The sequence below is a fragment of the Telmatobacter bradus genome, assembly GCF_048629425.1.
Lineage (GTDB): Bacteria > Acidobacteriota > Terriglobia > Terriglobales > Acidobacteriaceae > Telmatobacter > Telmatobacter bradus.
Map to the genome: position 1 here is coordinate 2,191,863 of NZ_CP184532.1, position 18,718 is coordinate 2,210,580.

Here is an 18,718-nt window from a genome sequence, read left to right on the forward strand (position 1 = left end):
GTCATTGTAGTGTCCTAGCTTGCTTGGTATGAATTAGAACCGTTTCAGACAAATCTGCATCTAAAACACTTCCTGTTGTTGTACTTTAACGCATTGTCGCGAATCTAACCAGTGCGTTGACCCGTATTTTGTTGCAAAATAAAATACCTTTAAGGGAACGCATCGCAGACGACCGCCACTCCTTCCCCGAGTCAGGCTTATCCCATCATGTCGATCACTCACATTTCGGTACTCGGTGCGCGTCAGCATAATCTGCGCGACATCAGTGTGCGTATTCCCCGCAACTCTCTCACCGTGGTCACTGGCCTTTCCGGCTCGGGCAAAAGCTCGCTGGCCTTTGACACGATCTATGCCGAGGGCCAGCGCCGCTATGTAGAGACGCTCTCGGCCTATGCGCGGCAGTTTCTGGACCAGATTGAACGGCCCGACGTGGATTCCATCGAGGGGCTGAGTCCGGCCATCTCCATTGAGCAGAAGACCACCAGCCGCAGTCCGCGTTCGACGGTGGGAACCATCACCGAGATTTACGACTACCTGCGTCTGCTCTACGCTTCGGTAGGCACGCCCCACTGCCCGCAGTGTGGCCGGCCGATTGCCCGGCAGAGTGCCGAGCAGATTGTGGACCGCATTCTGGAGCAGGGCAAGGGCGAGCGCGTGACGGTTGCCGCACCCATCGTGCGTGGCCGCAAGGGCGAGTTCCGTGACCTCTTCGACGATCTGGACCAGCAGGGCTTTCGCGCCCGCATTGACGGCGAGCTGTACGACCTGAGCGAGCCGGTGCTGCTGGACCGGCGCAAGAATCACACCATTGAAGCCATCATCGACCGCATTCTGTTGCGTAGCGATGGTCAGAGCTCCGCGCGTACCTTCGGCGTTAAGCTGAAGCAGGATTCCGTCCCTGCTTCCGGCAGCAAACAACCGGTGGAAAAGCGCCTGGAAGCCGCCGTGCAGAAGGCGCTGCAACTGGCGAATGGCTTGGTGCTGGTGCTGTTTTCGGGCGACCGGGAGCAGCTGTTCAGCTCTTCGATGGCCTGCCCCGACTGCGGTCTGGACGTGCCCAAGCTGGAACCGCGCAGCTTCAGCTTCAACTCCAACTTTGGTGCCTGCCCGGAGTGCCACGGCCTCGGTTCGCTTTACGACTTCGATCCGGCCAAGGTGATTACCGACTGGTCCAAACCGCTGCTTGATGGCGGACTTGGACCGGGTTCCAGTTCGCAGTACCTGCTCAAGCTGATGCATCTGGCTGCGGAAAAGTACAAGATCAACCTCAAGCTGCCGTTTGAGGATCTGCCCGTCCCGCACCAGCGGATTCTGGTCTACGGTCCGCCCAAGAGCGAGGCTCCGCGCACTGGTTTTCACGGCATTCTGGACTACCTGCGCAACACGGTGGAAGAGGCCCACAGCGACGATTACCGCGAGTCGATGATGGTCTACATGTCGGCCACGGCCTGCACGGCTTGCCGTGGCAAGCGTCTGCGGCCGGAGTCGCTGGCCGTCAAGGTGGGCGATCTTTCCATCTCCGACTTCACGGCGCTGCCCCTGAACAAGGCGCTCTCCGCCATGCTCCAACTCCGCTTCAACAAGCGTGAGGCGGTGATTGCCGACCGCATCCGGCAGGAGATTGAGCAGCGGCTGGAGTTTCTGTGCGCCGTGGGCCTCACCTACCTTGCGCTGGACCGCAGCGCGGCCACGCTGAGCGGCGGCGAAGGCCAGCGTATCCGTCTGGCCACACAGATCGGCTCCAAGCTGCGCGGTGTGCTCTACGTGCTCGATGAGCCGTCGATCGGCCTGCATCAGCGGGACAACAACCGGCTGATCGAAGCCCTCGTCAAGCTACGCGATCTGGGCAACACGGTGCTGGTTGTGGAGCACGATGAAGACACCATCCGCGCCGCCGATTACGTGCTCGACCTGGGCCCCGGCGCAGGCCGTCTGGGTGGCTACGTGGTGGCCGAGGGCACTCCGGCCCAGATCATGGCTACCCCGGAGTCGCTCACCGGAAGATATCTGAGTGGCGCAACCAGCATGATGCAGCGCGAGGCTCCACGTCCGCTTACCGGCAAGTGGCTGACCGTGACAGGGGCCCGCGAACACAATTTGCAGGAACTCACGGTACGCTTTCCGCTGGGCATTATGACGGTGGTGACGGGCGTGAGCGGTAGCGGCAAAAGCACGCTGGTCAATGATATTCTGTACCGCTCGCTGGCCCAGGCGCTCTATGGATCCCGCGAGGAACCCGGTTCGCATGAGGAGCTGTTTGGCGCGCACCAGATCGACAAGGTCGTACGCATTGACCAGTCGCCGATTGGTCGTACGCCGCGCTCCAATCCCGCCACCTACACGCAGGTCTTCTCGCCTATTCGCGATCTGTTCTCCATGCTGCCTGAATCGCGGGAGCGCGGCTACAAGGCCGGGCGCTTCAGCTTTAACGTCTCTGGTGGCCGTTGCGAGGCTTGCCAGGGCGACGGAAAACGACGCATCGAAATGAACTTCATGCCCGACGTTTACGTCGAGTGCGAGGTTTGCGGCGGACGGCGCTACAACCAGGAGACGCTGGCCGTAAAGTTCCACGGCCATTCCATTGCCGACGTTCTGAACCTGACCATCGAAGACGCGCTGGGTGTGCTCACCGACGTGCCGCAGGTGCGCCAGAAGCTGCAGACACTGGTGGATGTAGGCCTTGGCTATGTGCGCCTGGGCCAGAGCGCCACCACGCTGAGCGGCGGTGAGGCGCAGCGCATGAAGCTGGCCCGCGAACTGAGCAAGCGCCAGACGGGCCGCACGCTCTATCTGCTGGATGAACCCACCACTGGCCTGCACTTTGACGATGTGCGCAAGCTGCTGGAGGTGCTGCATCAGCTGGCCGACCTGGGCAATACGGTCATCATCATCGAGCACAATCTGGACATGATTCGCAACGCCGACTGGGTGATCGATCTGGGACCCGAGGGCGGCGAGGATGGTGGCCGCGTGGTGGCCGAGGGGCGTCCGCTGCAAGTTGCCGCCGTGGCGGGCTCGCATACCGGGTATTTTCTGCATCGCGTCTACGCGCTGCCGAATGGCAAGCTGCCCAAGGTGGATTTTTCCGCCGACCTTGAAGCGCTGGCCGCGCCGGACGAAGCTGCTCCCGCATCCAATCAGGTAGAATCGAGCGAGCCGAAAAAATCTTCTCGTGCCAAAAGCGCATCGGCGAAAGAAACACCCCGCTCCACTGCCAGAAAGAAGAAAACGGGCCAACCATGAGCAGCCTTCCGGAGAACGATCCGCTTGCCCTCGATGTAACTCTGCCAGAGGCTAGCGCCGACGCGGCTGTGATCCATCCGCCTGAAATTGTGGCGGAATCCGCGCAGACCGATCCGCCGCTTTTCCAGAGCTGGGAGCATTTGCCCCCTCCGCAGCCGCCGCGTGTGCCCCACATTGGCCACTTTCTGATGCTTGGCTTGTTCGCCATGGGCGGACTGCTGCTGGCCAGTCTGCTGCTGCAACTGGCGTTGCACTTTCATCTGTACGGCGTAAGCACGCTGCAGGAAGCCACCGACGACATTCACTACAACCTGGCCAGTGAAGGCATTCTGTACCTGGTCATGATTCTGGCTTCCTACTTCTTCTTTCCGCTGCTGTGGGGGCGTACGTTCTTTGCCGCCATCGAGTGGAATGGCGCGGTGGCCGCCCGCATCTTCTTCCGTCTGGTGCTGGTGGCAATGGGCTGCTTTCTGTTTGCAGTGTTGAACAGCCTGTGGCTACCCGGCCCGAAGGATGCGCCCATTGACAAGATTTTTCACTCGCCCGGCGCGCCCTGGCTGTTGTTTGCCTTTGGCACCACCATTGCGCCCTTCTGCGAGGAGCTCGTTTTCCGGGGTTTTCTGCTGCCCTCGCTTTGCACGGCCTGCGACTGGACGATGGAGAAGATCCGCCGGGTTCCGCCTCCGGAGCTGTCAGAAAGTGGACAGCCGCAGTGGTCAAAGTCGGCCATGATTGCGGGTTCGCTCTTGACGAGCCTGCCCTTTGCCGCCATGCACGCCGCCCAGACGGCCTACTCCGTTGGCCCGTTTCTACTGCTGATCTGCGTGAGTCTGGTGCTGTGCGCTACCCGCCTGCTGACTCGCTCTCTGGCTTCGAGCATCGTGGTTCATTCCAGCTACAACTTTCTGCTCTTTGCCATGATGCTGCTGGGGACGGCGGGATTCCAGCAACTGGACAAGCTTTAAAGCATGTGCCGCATGGCTTTGTTGAAGCAAAACCAGCTCTCTAGTCCTTGCTTTTGAAGTTTCCGTCCCGTTTTCCAGTTTCCCCCGCCGCCCACATCCGCTAGACTCGTTGGAGTGAACGGGCTTTTGGTTATCGACAAGCCAGCCGGCATGACCAGTCATGATGTGGTCAGCCGCCTGCGCAAGATCTGCGGGGAACGCTCCATCGGGCATCTGGGTACTCTGGACCCCATGGCTACCGGTGTTCTTCCGCTCCTGATGGGAAAGTACACGCGGTTGGCGCAGTATTTCTCTACCGCGGAAAAGAGTTACACCGGAGCGATCCGCTTCGGCTTTGCCACCGACACCTACGACGCCGAGGGACAGCCCTCTGGGCCTGACCTTCCGCCAGCGGAGCTGACCCTGGAGCAGATCCGGGCCAAGGCCGTGCGCTTTCACGGCGTAATGGACCAGATGCCGCCGCCCTACTCGGCCAAGAAGATTGCCGGAACGCCCGCCTACAAGCTGGCCCGCGAAGGCAAGCCGGTGGAGCTGAAGACCGCCAAGGTAGACATTTCTTCCTTTGAGATTGAATCGCTGCAGGGCGTGGAAGCAAGCTTTGCCATGAGCATCAGCGCCGGAGGCTACGTGCGTTCGGTGGCCCATGAACTCGGCCAGGAGATGGGCTGTGGCGCGCACCTGACCGCGCTGCGCCGTACCCGCGCCGGCGTCTTTTCGCTCGAAGATACGCACACGCTGGCGGAGCTGGACCCGCTGGCCGGCAATACGGACGCGCTGGAGCAGTACTGTGTGCATCCGCGCCTGCTGCTTAGCGAAATGCCTTCTGTGACCGGCGATGCTTACGTGCTGGGACGGCTGCGCAATGGCGCGCAGGCCAATCTGCCGGAGTTCAGCGAGGTTCCCATGGTCAAGGTCTTCAGCAGCCAGCGCGAATTGGCTGCCATCGTGCGCCGCGTGGCGGGAACGCTCTTTCAGCCCGTCGTGGTGCTGGATGTGGGAAAGTAAAACTGAACGAGGGTAGGCGGCGGAGCAGAAAGAATCGGAGGTCGGTATGAAGTTGGTTTCTTTTGTCGCTGCGGATGAGAAGGTCAGGCCGGGCGCGCTTTTCGAGGCGCAGGGGCAGGTTGCAGACCTTTCCGCGGCTGGCTACAGCGATGCGCTGAGCGTGATTGCCGCGGGGGTGACGTCCGCCGAAGCTTCGTTGCCCACATTCAAGTGGGCTGAGGTCAAACTTCTGGCGCCGCTTGTCCATCCACCCCGCATCTTTGCCATTGGCTTGAACTATCGCGAGCATGCGATTGAGACCGGGGCTGCGTTTCCGCACTCTCCTGTGGTTTTCTTCAAGCTGCAGACGGCGATCACGGGGCCGGATTCCGCCATTATTCTTCCCAAAAATTCCCACGAGCCGGATTATGAGGTCGAGCTGGCCGTGGTGATTGGCAAGGGTGGCTATCGCATTCCGGCCGAAGATTGGCGAGAGCATGTGTACGGCTACACGATCGTCAACGACGTGAGCGCCCGCGATATTCAGCGTTCCACTTCGCAGTGGTCGATGGCCAAGAGCTTTCCCACCTTCTGCCCGATGGGCCCCGCCATTACTACAGCCGATGAGGTCGCTGATCCGCATCAGCTTGCGATCAGCCTGGCCATCAACGGTGAGGTGCTGCAGAACTCGAAGACGAGTGAGCTGATCTTCAAAATTCCGCAGCTGATCGAGTACCTGTCGTCGATTGCGCCCCTGCTGCCGGGCGACGTGATCTCGACCGGCACGCCTTCGGGCGTGGGCATGGGCCGCACGCCCAAGCGCTGGATTCAGCCGGGCGAGAAGATTGTGGCAAAGATCGACGGATTGGGCGAGCTGGCCAACACCGCCGTCGCCGAAGCACCTGCGGTGCGGCTAACTGCTTCGCTTGACTTGTCGTAGCGCCGAAGCACGACAGGCCTCAATCCATCACTTCGCTCAGGTTAGCCTTCGAGAAGAGGGCTGCATAGAGCGCAATAGCGAGGAAGCAGACGGCGGGCAGCAGGTAGCCATAGCGCACGCCGGCGGCGTCGCAGATGCGCCCCATGACGGGGGTAAGGACTGCGCCGCCAATAATCGCCATCACCAGCAGCGAGCCGCCCGTCTTGGTGCGCAGACCCAGTCCCTTGATGCCAAGCGCGAAGATCGTCGGGAACATCATGGACATGAAGAAGCTGGCGGCGATCAGGCAGCCCAGGCCGAGCCATCCCGGCCAGAGCGCGGCCACGGCGCAGATTCCCGCATTCAGCAGGGTGTAAATCGTGAGCAGGCGCGCGCCGTCCACGTAACGCAGCACAACGGTGGAAGCAAAGCGGCCCAGCATGAAGGCGACCAGAGCGCCTGTCAGCCAGTAGCCCGCGCTGCGCTCGTTCAGACCCACGTAATTTTGCACGTAGGGAATCAGATAGCTCCAGATGCTGACCTGCGCGCCCACATAAAGGAACTGCGCGGCCACGGCCAGGACGAAGGAGCGGCGTCGCCAGAGCGCGGGTCCCAGCGTGCCGGCGTAAGGATTCGTTTCCGTGGGGTTGCCGACCTCGGGAAAGCGCGTGGCCGCAATCAACAGCGCCCAGAGCAGCACCACTACGCCCAGCACGATGTAGGGCGCGACCACCCGCAGCGTCTCCGATTGCAGATAGGCGTGGTAGGTGCCCGCAGTGTGCATGGTGGCCACCTGCGTCTTGCTCAATTCAACGCCTGAAAAGATGAAGCGCGCCCCCACCAGGGTTCCGGCGATGGAGCCAAGCGGATTGAAGGACTGCGAAAGATTCAGGCGCTGCTCAGCATTCAGCGAGGAGCCGATCTGCACGATGAAGGGGCTGGATGCGGTTTCAAGGAAGGCCAGTCCGCAGGCAATCACAAAGAGCGCCATCAGGAAGAACCAGTATTGGGCAACCAGCGCGGCGGGCCAGAAGAGAATGCAGCCCGCGCCGTAGAGCGAAAGACCGATCAGAATGCCAGTCTTGTAGCCGGTGCGGTTCATCAGGCGGCCAGCAGGAAAAGCCACTAGAAAATAGCCAAGATAGAAGGCCGACTGCACCAGACCGGCCTGCAGGCGGTTAATCTCGAACGACTTCATGAACTGGCGAATGAGAATGTCGTTGAGGTTGTTGGGAATGCCCCAGAGGAAGAAGAGCGCAGTGACAAGCAGGAAGGGCAGGAAGCGTTCTGCGGGGATCAGCGGCAGACGATGCGCGCTTTTTGCGTCGCTCAGGTGCGGTTCATGCGTGGTGGAACCAACGGCAAAGCTCAAGGCGATTACGCCCTCCTCTACGAAGACAACAACGAAGACAGTAGGGAAGGGAAAAGCCGAAATTCAGGCTACTTTCACGGTAACTTTACCGCATTCCGTACTGTCGGTAACGTTGTACCGGATCAAGGACGGAGCTGGCAACCGGAAATCACAAAAGAAAAAGCGCGGCTCGAAAACCGCGCTTTTTCATGCTTCGGAATTTTCTTTACAGCACGCGAGCCAGCCAGTGGCCCGTGTGCGAGTGCAGGTTGGCCGCGATTTCTTCGGGCGTTCCCTCGGCTACAATCAGGCCGCCGCCCGATCCGCCCTCCGGACCCAGGTCGATGACCCAGTCGGCCGATTTGATCACGTCCAGATTGTGCTCGATGACGATCAGCGAGCCGCCGCCGTCGATGAGCTTTTTGAAGGCCGTGAGCAGTGTGGCCACGTCGTCGAAGTGCAGGCCGGTGGTGGGTTCGTCGAGGATGTAAAGAATGCGGCTGGCCTGACTGGGCTTGGCGCTGGCATTGGCTGCGCGCACCGAGGCCAGATGCGCCGCCAGCTTGACGCGTTGCGCCTCGCCGCCGCTGAGCGTGGTGGCCGACTGGCCCAGGCGCAGATAGCCGAGGCCGATCTCGTCGAGTACAGCCAGTTTGTCGAGCAGGCGATTGTGCCCGGCAAAGAAGCGTAGCGCCTCCTTGACCGTAAGCTGCAGCACCTCGTGAATGTTTTTGCCCTTGTACTGCACCTCCAGCACGCGCTGCTGGAAGCGGGTTCCGCCGCAGTCTTCGCAGGGCAGCTCCACATCGGCCAGGAACTGCATTTCTACAGTGACCGTGCCATCGCCCTCGCAGGTGTTGCAGCGGCCGCCGGGCACGTTGAAGCTGAAGTGGCCGGGGCTAAGGCCGAGCCGCTTGGCATCGGGCTGTGAGGCGAAGAGTTCGCGGATCTGGTCGAAAGCCTTGATGTAGGTGACGGGATTGGAGCGCGGCGAGCGGCCGATGGGCGTTTGGTCCACCAGCACCACGTCGTTCAAACGCTCGGCTCCCGTCAGGTTTTTGTAGACGCTGGAAGGATCGGCGCCTTCGGTCTGGCCGAGTGCGCGTGCTACAGCGCGATGCAGCACCTGATGCACCAGCGTGGACTTGCCCGAGCCGGAGACGCCGGTAATCACTACCAGCATGCCCAGCGGAATGGTGACGTCGAGCCCCTTGAGGTTGTGCACGCGGGCTCCGTTCAGCACCAGCTTTTCCCGGCCCGGCAGACGGCGGCGCGTGGGCACGGGAATAGAGAGTTTGCCCGAGAGGTAGCGGCCAGTAAGCGAATTGGGATCGGCCTCAATTTCGGCTACCGTGCCTGCGGCCAGCAGCTTGCCGCCCAGTTCGCCAGCGCCGGGGCCCAGGTCGAGCAGATAGTCGGCCGAGCGCAGCACGTCGGGGTCGTGCTCCACGACGATGATGGTGTTGCCCAGGTCGCGCAGCTCCTTCAGAATGCGGATGAGCCGTTCGGTGTCGCGGGTGTGCAAGCCGATGGAGGGCTCGTCGAGCACGTAGAGCGTGCCCACCAGCCGCGAACCAAGCGAGGTGGCCAGCGTGATGCGCTGCGCCTCGCCGCCGCTCAATGTGGAGGCCAGACGGTCGAGCGTCAGGTACTCCAGACCGACAGCATCGAGGAAGCTGATGCGCTGCCGCACCTCATGCAGAATAGGCCCGGCAATCTCTTCCTGCATGGGCGAGAGTTGCAGGGCATTAAAGAACAATCGCGCTTCGGCAATGGTCAGGGCCGAGGCTTCGCAGATGTTCTTGCCGTTGATGCGCACGCTGCGGGCATCGGCGCGCAGGCGTTGGCCACGGCACTCCGGGCACTCGGCGTAGCCGCGATATTTGCTCAGCATTACGCGCACATGCAGCTTGTACTTCTTCTTTTCGAAGGTGGCAAAAAAGCCGAAGACGCCTGTGTAGCTGCCCTTGCCGTGCAGCACGGCCTGCTGCGCCTCGGCAGGCAGATCGCGCCAGGCAACGTCCAGCGGAACGCCCAGCTCAGCAGAACGCTTCTTCAAATCCGTGTAGTAGGGCCGCGCGGTGGGCCGGTTCCACGGATCGATTGCGCCATCGGCAAGGCTCAGGCTTTTGTCGGGGATGATCAGATCAATGTCATAGCCGACGGTGTTGCCAAAGCCCTGGCAGGTGGGGCATGCGCCGAAGGGATTGTTGAAGCTGAAGAGGCGCGGCTCCGGCTCACGGCCGGGACGGCGGCAGGTGGTGCACTCGTAAGCGCCGCTGAAGCGCACCCGGCGCGTTTTGCCTGTTTCGTCGCGCAGAACCTCTTCAAAGATCACTTCACCGGCCTGACGATAGGCGACTTCAACGGCGTCCACAATGCGGGAGCGGTTCTCGTCGGCCTGCACCACAAGGCGGTCCAGCAGCACGAAGACCGGCAGCGTCAGGTCCAGGTCAATGAGCGATTCGGGCGAGGAGAACTCGAAGAGCTGGCCGTTCTGCCACAGGCGATTGAAGCCCGCAGCGCGCAGCTCAGCCAATTTTGCCTTGAGCGAATCAATGTGCAGCTCTTCCTTGCTGGGCGGGGCTTTGGTCTTGCTGGCGCGCGCCGGAGCCTTCTTGGCCTTGGCCTTTTCCTCGCTGGCCGCATCGGTTGCGGGCGTGGGCACCTTGACGGGAAAGAGCACCATCAGGCGTGTGCCTTCGCCCAGAGCCAGCACCGCGTCAGTGGCTTCGTCCACCGAGTCGCTATGCACCAGACCGCCGCAATGCGCGCAGTAGACGGTGCCGCAGCGGGCGTAAAGCAGGCGCATGTAGTCGTAGATCTCGGTGGCCGTGGCGACGGTCGAACGCGGATTGCGCGTGGTGTTCTTCTGCTTGATGGCGATGGCCGGGGCCAGGCCGTCGATTTCGTCCACGTCGGGCTTTTCAATGCGATCGAGGAACTGGCGCGCATAGGCCGAGAGCGACTCGACGTAGCGGCGCTGGCCTTCGGCATAGATGGTGTCAAAGGCCAGCGAGCTTTTGCCCGAGCCGGAGACGCCGCTGACCACCGTCAGCTTGCCATGGGGAATCTCGCAGGAGATGTTCTTCAGATTGTGCGTCCGCACGCCGCGGAGGATGATCGAATCGTTCAATGGAATGTCCTGGGGTTTCTTGTCTTGCGGCGACAAATCGGCCATTCTTCATTTTATCGCGTGGCTTTCGAGTGGTTTTCCAGTACGTCCAACTATCTGGCGTCTGACCTGGACCTAGGCCAGACGCTACACTAGACGTTGAGGTGTTTCGTGCTTCGGAAGAGTTTGTTGGCCGTGTGCCTGGGTGCGACGGCGGTATATGCGCAGGAGTCGTCGTCAAGTTTGCCGCAGCAGCCTGCAGTGCAGGGGCAGGCGCAAGGTCAGTCGCAGGCTACCGAACCTGCTCCACCCGCCGAGGCCGTGCTGGCCGCCGAGGCAGCCATCGCGCAGGGCGACTGGAAGACCGCCGAGAGCAAACTGACTCCGTGGGTGGCTGAGCACACGGACGATGCGCGGGCGCTCTTTGATTTGGGCTATGTGGCCGATACGCAGAACCGTACGGACGATGCGGAACAGAACTACCGCCGGGCGCTGGCCGCCAATCCAGACTCGTTTGAGGCGCATCTGTCGCTGGGCCTGTTGCTGGCGCGTAAGGGCGAGTTGGACGATGCCCAGGATGAGCTGCAGGAAGCCACAAAGCTCGATCCTGGCGTGGGCGGACCGGCGTTGAAGGCCAAGGCCTGGCGGGCACTCGCGCGCATCGACCGCGAGGACGATCCGGAGCAGGCTTCCAGCGAGCTGATCGAGGCGCTTAAGTTGAGTAGCGAAACCCCCGAAGATACGCTGCTGGCGGCAGGCATTGCCGAGGCCGCGGGGCAGGTGGATGAGGCCGAAGCCGCCTACAAGCGGTTGCTTCAGCGGGAGCCGGAAAACGTCGCTGCCAAGGCAGGGCTGGCACATCTGCTGATTGCCAACAAACAGTATGAAGAGGCTGAAACTCTGCTGCGTGCGGCGCTTGAAAAAACGCCGGACGACTTGGCTCTGACTGCGCAACTGGCTGCCGTACTGGCCGCTGAAAACAAGGCCGAGGCGCTGCCGCTGCTGGAAAAACTCCACACGGCGCACCGGGAAGACGCGGCGATTACGCGCATGCTGGCCGAAGTTCGCGCCGAAGCAGGCGACATTGCGGGCAGCGATCTGCTCTATATGCATTTGTTGGCCGCTGCGCCGGAAGACGCCGCGCTGCTGGTGGCGCATGGGCAGAATCTGGTGCGGCTGGGCAAGCTGCAAGAGGCGTATGTGGTCTTTGACAAGGCCACCAAAATCGATGCGGCGAGTGGCGATGGCTGGAGCGGTCTGGCTTTTGCCGCATCGAAGACCGGCAAGCCTGCCGAGACGGTGCATGCCCTGACCGAGCGCTCAAAGGTGATGCCGGAGAATGCATCGACCTATTTCCTGTGGGCCACGGCCTACGATTCATTGCACCAGAAACCTCAGGCCGTGGCCTACTATCACCACTTCCTGGAAGCTGCGGCCGACAAGTACCCGAATCAGGTGTGGCAGGCCAAACAGAGGCTGCAGTTGCTGGAAAAGTAAAAACGCTTCCCGCCACTTTGCTGCATGGACGGTCCGACTGCCCCGCAAGGGGCAGTGCGAAAGTAGCCTAGGGTGGACCCTGAGCGAAGTCGAAGGGGTAACCCTGGGTAGGCTGCGGGTAGGGTATCCGCCCCGGAGGGGCGGTGGGATGCGGTAGCTCAAAGCGGTTTTTTGCCAGGTTTCACAGCGCCCCTCCGGGGCGCTCCGTCTTTCCGAGCCAGCAAACCCCGGGTTCCATCTGAGTCTTCCCCTTCGACTACGCTCAGGGGCAGACTCAGCTTCCACCCGGGGCTATTTTCGCTTCACCCCTCCTGGGGTGAAAAACAAATTGCCGATCAGATAGACGCCGTAAACGTCAGCAGTCCACGGAACTTGCCTACGGGTAGAGCTTGGCGGGAAGAATCTCCGCTTCCGGTTCGCCCGAGGCGGTGATGAGCTTCTTCAGCTCTGTTCGCAACTGGTTGGCGGTTGCGCGGTACTCCTTGCGTCCGGCAAGATTCACGAGCTCATGCGGGTCGTTGCGCTGGTCGTAGAGTTGGTACTCGGTGTAGCTGGTGCTGGCGGGTTTGTTGGTGGTGCCAGTCGGCTCAGCCACGCAGTAGGTCCAGTCGCGGGTGCGAATGGCGCGCGCGGTCATGGACTCGCTGATCTGTACAAGTTGCTGATCGGGCCACGCGGCGCGGGCCTTGGCGTCGGAAACCAGCGGGAAGAAGCTCTTGCCCTTCATCGAGACTGGTGGCGTGACGCCGGCAGCCTCCAGCAGCGTCGGTGCCAGATCCACAATGCCCACCAGTTGCTGAATCACGCGCTCGGCTTCAAAGCCGGGCCCAGCCATCAGCAACGGAATGCGCAATGAGCTGTTGTGCGTGCTGCGTTTGTACTCCGGATTGCGGGTCATGAAGTGGCAGCCGTGGTCGCTCATGAAGATGAAGATGGTGTTGTCGGCCAGCCCTTCTTCTTCAATCGTCTTGCGCAGGCGGCCTACCGATGCGTCGATGCTGGCGCAGGCGGCGTAGTAGTCGGGCAGCTGTTTTTGCCAGTCGCCGGGCTGGGGACGCAGATCTTCCGGCACATGAGCGTTGATGTAGGCTTCGGCCGCGCCCTTGGGACCGACCATGCGGCCCAGATCGTTCTGCTGATGCGGCTCAAGCTGCGAAACCACCAGCAGGAAGGGCTTGTCGTGCTTCTGGCGCAGGAAGAGGTCGGCGCGATCCGTGAGGAAGTCAACGCGGTACTGGTCCTTGAAGCTGATCGGATTGCCGTCGCCGTCCCAGATGGTTCCATCGTAGGGGTGCGAGGTGTGCTCAAGCGCGTTGGCTACTTCCCAATGATCGAGAAATCCGGCACGATCTTCACGGGCCACGGGGCCCGGCCCGCCGCCCTCGGCCTTGGCCTCAATGGCCAGATGCCATTTGCCGATGTAGTTGGCGCTGTAGCCGGAGTTGCGCAGCTCAGTGGCTAGCGTAGGCAGATCCTTGCGCAGGGCCAGGCCGTTGCGCCACACTCCGGCCTCGGTCGCGTAGCAGCCGGTGAGCATGACGGCGCGCGAAGGGCCGCAGACCGGCTGATTGGTGACGGCGTGGTTGAAGTTGACGCCGTCGGCAGCCAGACGATCCAGATTGGGGGTGTGGGCGCTGCCGTTCAGACCGTTTGCGCCCAAAAAATCCCAGCGAAACTGGTCGGAATGATAGAGGACGATGTTGGGCTGTGGGCGCGGCTTCTGCGGTTTCGTGCTTTCTGCCTGAGGCTGCGCATGTACGGCAGCCGCCACACTGGCCTGTGCTGCGGCTGCGGCCGAAGCAAGAAGAAAATTCCGTCGGTTGACCGGCAAAGGTAAGGACCTCCGAAAACTGATTCCTTCGATTGTCGCCGATCAGGGTCCATCCACCAAGCGAACGGCCAGATTCGTAGATGGATGGGATGAGTACGCGGCGCAGGTAGATTTACTCCGCATCGGCGGGAAACTGCAGTTCCACATCTTCGAAGGTCTGGCTATCAGCGGGTTCAAACTTCCATTTTTCTACGGCGTTACGGGCCGCTTCCAGCAATACATGTTCCCCCATCACGGCATCGGCAGACTTCACATGGCCATTCGGCTCCACGGTGACAGTCAGCAGAACGCTGCCCGTGACCTTCATGCGCTTGGCAATGGGCGGGTACACCGGCTTGACGCGCACCAGAATCTTGCGTCCGCTGGCATGCGCCAGATTGGCCTGACACAAAAGACACGCTGCTATCAGAACCAAAGCTGTACGGCGAACAAGCAACCGAAAGCTAGAAGAAACAATATAAAGGCGCATGGAGTGCTCCAAAAAATGAGATTTAAAGTCCTCATCGGCGCTTTGTTAGAAGATTCCAATCAATTAGCCATGAAACTTCAGTTGCAGGAATGTGAATCCGGGGCAAGTGCCCAGCCTTCCAGAGGGGCCGTTCGATCCTTTACGATGGGAGGCAACGTGATTATTAATCTGGCCAGACGCGCGCACGATCACAACTGGGAGATGGACCCCATCACCCGTTCGCTGCTCGACACCGACTTCTACAAGCTGCTGATGCTGCAGTTCATCTGGAAGAACTTTCCCAAGACGCAAGCCTCGTTTACGCTGAACAACCGCATGCGCTCGGTGCGGCTGGCGGAGATGATCGACCGCAGGGCTCTGGTGGAGCAGCTGGAGGCAGTGCGCCAGTTGCGCCTGTACAGGTCAGAGCTGGTCTGGCTGGCTGGCAATACCTTCTATGGCAAGCGCGGCATGTTTGAGCCCGCGTTTCTGGAGTGGCTTGACAAGGACTTCCGGCTTTCGGACTACGAGCTGACGATTGAAGACGGACAGTTCAATCTGCGCTTCAGCGGCTTGTGGACTGAGACGACGCTGTGGGAGATCTATGCGCTCACCATCATCGACGAGCTGAAGACGCGAGCCAGTCTGAAGAAGTTGAGTGAGCTCGAACTCGATATTTTGTACGCGCGCTCGAAGACCCGGCTGTGGGAGAAGATGGAACGGCTGCGTGGCGTGCCGTGCCTGAACGTGAGCGACTTTGGCACGCGGCGCAGGCACAGTTTTTTGTGGCAGGAGTTTGTGGTGACCGCGATGCGCGATATTCTGGGCCCGCAATTCAGCGGTACTTCGAATACGTATCTGGCCTACAAGCACGATCTGGAAGCGATCGGCACCAATGCGCATGAGCTGCCGATGGCGCTGGCCACCATGGCCAATAGCGACGCAGAGCTGCGCCAGTCGCAGTACAAGCTGCTGGAGCTGTGGCAACAGAGCTATCAGGGCGAGTTGTTGATCCTGCTGCCCGACACGTTTGGAACGACGCAGTTCCTGGAAGGTGCGCCGACGTGGGTGAGCAACTGGACCGGTCAGCGCATCGATAGCAAGAACCCGTTTGCGGCAGGCGATGAGTATATTGCGTGGCTGAAAGCGCGCGGTGTCGATCCACGCGGCAAGCGTCTGATTGCATCGGACGCGCTCGATGTGGATCAGATTCTGGCTCTGCATGCGTATTTCAATGGAAGTTTGCAGAATGGGGCGCGGCCTCAGGAGTTCCAGCGAGCCAGCGACTTTGCCGATGGTTCCCGCTGGCTTCCGGAGCGTCGTATCCGCTTCAGTGCCGGTTGGGGCACACTGCTGACCAACGATTTTCGCGGCTGCAATCCGCGGGGCGACGAGGGCTTTGATCCAGTGAGTCTGGTGTGCAAGTTGAGCGAGGTGGAGGGCCGTCCGGCAGTCAAGCTGAGCGACAACTACTCAAAGGCCATGGGCGAGGTGAGCGAGATCGAGCGCTATCGTCAGCTCTTTGGTACAGCAGGCGTTTCCGACCTTCCGGTGGTAGCGTGAGGGGAATTATGTCCGTAATGCACACATGTGCGATCAAAAATGAAACAATTTTTATTACAGGAGCGTGAATAAGTTCACGCTGTAACGTTGCATTCTTCTTCTTGTAAAGCTGCATTCATGAGATCCCTCTAAGTTTGTGCGAGGAATCAATTGTAGTTTTTCCCCATTTCAAGGAGACCAGAAGAATGCAGCGAGTCATGAGAGGATGGCGGAACGCCATCACACTATGCGTGTGTCTTGCCCTCATCGTTCTTTGCGCCGGAGCACGCGCGGAAGATGCGAACGGCGTAGTGAAAGGCACGATTACCGATGGCCACGGCAAGGCGCTGGCCGGCGCGTCCGTCACACTGTCGAACGTGGCTACCGAGCAGGAAAAACGTTCTCTGACCGACAATCAGGGCTACTACGCCTTTGTGAATCTGCCTGCGGGCCGCTACTCGCTGCAGATTACGGCGAATGGCTTCAAGGTGGACGAGCGTATCGTGAGTGTGACGTCGGGTGAGCAGATGCTCGACATCAAGCTGTCGCTGGCCTCGGTTTCAGAAGAAGTCGTGGTGGAAGGCGAGGACAATGCATCGATCGCCACGCAGGATGCGGTGGTCAAGTCGCCGCTGGATGCGGGCAGCGCCCGCACCGAAATCAGCAGTCTATATATTCGTGATTACACCTCGCCGGTGACCGACTTTGCCGACATTTCGCAGGCTGCTCCCGGAACGGTCAGCTATAGCGTCAACGGCGTGGGCAATGGACAGGCCAAGATCTGGTTTCGTGGATTTGCCGACGATGATTACACCATGACCTGGGATGGCGTTCCCTTCGAAGACGCCAACGACCCTTCGCACCACTCCTGGGCCTACGTTCCGGCACCGGCCATCAGCTATGTGGATTTTGACCGCAGCCCGGGTCTGGCATCAGATATGGGACCGGCCAACTACGGCGGTTCGATCCATATGTTCTCGCCAAAGCCTGCCAATACCATGGAGATCAAGGGTGCCGTTTCCTTCGGATCGTTCAATACAACGCAGGTACTGGGCGAATTCAATTCCGGTTTGTTCCTGAACAACAAGGGCAACTTCTGGTTTGAAGGCCACCACAACAACTCCGACGGCTATCAGACCTACAACTATCAGCAGCGCACCGCTGCCACGGCCAAGTTCATCTATCGCATTGACGAGAAGAATGACCTGGCGATTGTGGGCACATCGGTGATTGCCGACGCCAATACGCCCAACAGCGACGCCACCCGCCGTCAGCTCTTCCATCATGGCGATAACTACCTGATGGAAAACACCGTCACCAATTCGGACGGCACGGCAAACTCGCAGTATTATCGCTACTTCAACTATCACGTGCCGACGAACTTTGAGATCGTCACCCTCAACAGCCAGTTCGACAAGGGCTGGGCGATGAACCTGAAGACCTACACCTACTCCTACTCCAACCACCAGCACTACCAGAAGAAGCAAGATCAGGATCTGATCACCACTCCGCTGCCCGGCATTGCTGACGGCCAGAGCCTGACGGCCCAGACCGAAAAGGTGAGCGCCACCAGCGCGGTGGACAAGATGAACCAGTACAACCGCATTGGCGAAATTGCCGCCTTCAGCAAGGCCAGCTCCTTCGGTGCTCTGCGCTTTGGCTCGTGGGCGGAGTGGACCACCACCAACCGCTATCAGCAGTACAGCGATCCTCGTACCTGGTTGGATTCAGTGGTGGCGGACAAGACCTATTCCACGGTCAATGATGAATTGAAGTTCCATGAGAAGTTCTGGACCGACAGCATTCAGCCCTACATCGAGTATCAGCTGGTTGCTATTCCCCACATGACCATCACTGCGGGCGTGAAGGATGCTTTCTATCGCATGACGCTGCAGCAGTTCGCCGATTGCGGTTCCAATTGCAGCGGCGGTGTGGTGGGCAATCTGGGCGGCAATGCGTTTGTCTACAATCATGCCGATTACAACTCGTTTCTGCCTTCGTTCCAGGCCAACTACCGTATCAGCAGCATCTGGTCTGTCTACGCAAATTACGGCCGTGGCAGCATCATTCCCTATAGCAGCGTCTTTGACCAGACCGGCGCTCAGGTGGGCACACTGCCCAAGCCCACGCTGGCTATGACCGCCGAAGCTGGCACGGTTCTGCACGCCAACCGCCTCAGCATGGATGCCGATGTCTACCACATCCACTTCCAGAACCAGTACCAAGGCAATACCGATACCAACGGCGACTACCATTACTACAAAACTCCCGATTCCAACACGATGGGTCTGGAAGGCGAAGGCAATCTTGCCATCACCCATGGCCTGAGCTTCGCCTTCAATGGCACTCTAGGGCAGGCCAAGTATGAATCCACCAACGGACTGATCGAAAACGGCAAAACGCTCTACGGTGCATCCAGCTCTGTCTGGGTAGCCAATGCGCCGCACGACACCGAGAGCCTGGGCATGACCTACCAGCGTCACGGCTTTGACGTTGGCATGTTCAACAAGCGCATCGGTACCCGCTACGATGACGATGGTTCCTACCATCAGGCGGTCACCTACGATCCCTTCTGGATCAACAACCTGTTCTTCAACTACACCATCCGCAAGAACTCGTTTTTCGATAATTCGAAGTTCAAGATCAGCGTGAACAACCTCTTCGACTACCACAACACAGTGGGCATTTCGCCCAACTATGCGGTAACGGCCAATGCCACGCCGTATACGCCCAGCGTGGCTGACCAGATGCAACTGCTGCCCGGGCGCAGCATCATGTTCACCTTCCAGCTGGCCATCAAGCCGCACAGCAAGCAGTAAGCAA

Annotated in this window: 11 protein-coding genes; 7 read left to right on the forward strand and 4 right to left on the reverse strand. The window is 60.3% G+C overall.

Annotated features, from left to right (window positions below; translation table 11 throughout):
- The first annotated feature begins 207 nt into the window (after positions 1-207).
- The 4 genes from uvrA (ACOBR2_RS09255) (at position 208) to ACOBR2_RS09270 (ending at position 6,132) form a co-directional block, all read left to right on the forward strand.
- Positions 208-3,243 carry an excinuclease ABC subunit UvrA gene (uvrA, locus tag ACOBR2_RS09255; protein ID WP_420239731.1) on the forward strand — a complete coding sequence of 1,012 codons (3,036 nt, stop codon included), beginning with the start codon at positions 208-210 and terminating at the stop codon, positions 3,241-3,243.
- Entirely contained in the window at positions 3,240-4,208 is a 969-nt protein-coding gene (locus ACOBR2_RS09260) for a CPBP family intramembrane glutamic endopeptidase (protein WP_420239732.1), read from the forward strand. Before uvrA (ACOBR2_RS09255) ends, ACOBR2_RS09260 begins: the two co-directional genes overlap by 4 nt.
- A gap of 114 nt (positions 4,209-4,322) precedes the next feature.
- Positions 4,323-5,213 carry a tRNA pseudouridine(55) synthase TruB gene (truB, locus tag ACOBR2_RS09265; protein ID WP_420239733.1) on the forward strand — a complete coding sequence of 297 codons (891 nt, stop codon included), beginning with the start codon at positions 4,323-4,325 and terminating at the stop codon, positions 5,211-5,213.
- Positions 5,214-5,259: 46 nt separating this feature from the next.
- On the forward strand, positions 5,260-6,132 hold the full coding sequence (locus ACOBR2_RS09270) for a fumarylacetoacetate hydrolase family protein (protein ID WP_420239734.1): 873 nt from the start codon (positions 5,260-5,262) through the stop codon (positions 6,130-6,132).
- 19 nt (positions 6,133-6,151) lie between these two features.
- On the opposite strand, the gene fucP is transcribed toward ACOBR2_RS09270, so the two are convergent.
- Together fucP and uvrA (ACOBR2_RS09280) are read right to left on the reverse strand one after the other, a co-directional pair.
- Positions 6,152-7,483, reverse strand: coding sequence for an L-fucose:H+ symporter permease (fucP, locus tag ACOBR2_RS09275; RefSeq protein WP_420239735.1), 1,332 nt, complete (start codon positions 7,481-7,483; stop codon positions 6,152-6,154).
- Positions 7,484-7,688: 205 nt separating this feature from the next.
- The gene (uvrA, locus tag ACOBR2_RS09280; protein WP_420239736.1) at positions 7,689-10,643 is read right to left on the reverse strand and encodes an excinuclease ABC subunit UvrA; all 2,955 of its coding nucleotides are present in this window, start codon (positions 10,641-10,643) and stop codon (positions 7,689-7,691) included.
- Between the two features lie 105 nt (positions 10,644-10,748).
- On the opposite strand from uvrA (ACOBR2_RS09280), the gene ACOBR2_RS09285 reads away from it, so the two are divergent.
- Positions 10,749-12,074, forward strand: a complete 1,326-nt coding sequence (locus ACOBR2_RS09285) for a tetratricopeptide repeat protein (RefSeq protein WP_420239737.1) — start codon at positions 10,749-10,751, stop codon at positions 12,072-12,074.
- Positions 12,075-12,450: 376 nt separating this feature from the next.
- On the opposite strand, the gene ACOBR2_RS09290 is transcribed toward ACOBR2_RS09285, so the two are convergent.
- Together ACOBR2_RS09290 and ACOBR2_RS09295 are read right to left on the reverse strand one after the other, a co-directional pair.
- On the reverse strand, positions 12,451-13,905 hold the full coding sequence (locus ACOBR2_RS09290) for a sulfatase-like hydrolase/transferase (RefSeq protein ID WP_420239738.1): 1,455 nt from the start codon (positions 13,903-13,905) through the stop codon (positions 12,451-12,453).
- Between the two features lie 112 nt (positions 13,906-14,017).
- Positions 14,018-14,374 carry an energy transducer TonB gene (locus tag ACOBR2_RS09295; RefSeq protein ID WP_420239739.1) on the reverse strand — a complete coding sequence of 119 codons (357 nt, stop codon included), beginning with the start codon at positions 14,372-14,374 and terminating at the stop codon, positions 14,018-14,020.
- Between the two features lie 156 nt (positions 14,375-14,530).
- Here ACOBR2_RS09295 and ACOBR2_RS09300 point away from each other — a divergent pair, with 156 nt between their 5' ends.
- Both ACOBR2_RS09300 and ACOBR2_RS09305 read left to right on the forward strand, forming a co-directional pair.
- Positions 14,531-15,916: a nicotinate phosphoribosyltransferase gene (locus ACOBR2_RS09300; RefSeq protein WP_420239740.1), complete on the forward strand. Its 1,386-nt coding sequence runs from the start codon at positions 14,531-14,533 to the stop codon at positions 15,914-15,916.
- A gap of 185 nt (positions 15,917-16,101) precedes the next feature.
- Positions 16,102-18,714: a TonB-dependent receptor gene (locus ACOBR2_RS09305; protein WP_420239741.1), complete on the forward strand. Its 2,613-nt coding sequence runs from the start codon at positions 16,102-16,104 to the stop codon at positions 18,712-18,714.
- Positions 18,715-18,718 lie beyond the last annotated feature (4 nt).

Bases quoted from the DNA above. Each gene is read 5' to 3' on its own strand.
- ACOBR2_RS09270 (WP_420239734.1), top strand. From the start codon at position 5,260: ATGAAGTTGGTTTCTTTTGTCGCTGCGGATGAGAAGGTCAGGCCGGGC.
- uvrA (WP_420239731.1), top strand. From the start codon at position 208: ATGTCGATCACTCACATTTCGGTACTCGGTGCGCGTCAGCATAATCTG.
- ACOBR2_RS09305 (WP_420239741.1), top strand. From the start codon at position 16,102: ATGCAGCGAGTCATGAGAGGATGGCGGAACGCCATCACACTATGCGTG.
- ACOBR2_RS09295 (WP_420239739.1), bottom strand. From the start codon at position 14,374: ATGCGCCTTTATATTGTTTCTTCTAGCTTTCGGTTGCTTGTTCGCCGT.
- uvrA (WP_420239736.1), bottom strand. From the start codon at position 10,643: ATGGCCGATTTGTCGCCGCAAGACAAGAAACCCCAGGACATTCCATTG.
- ACOBR2_RS09260 (WP_420239732.1), top strand. From the start codon at position 3,240: ATGAGCAGCCTTCCGGAGAACGATCCGCTTGCCCTCGATGTAACTCTG.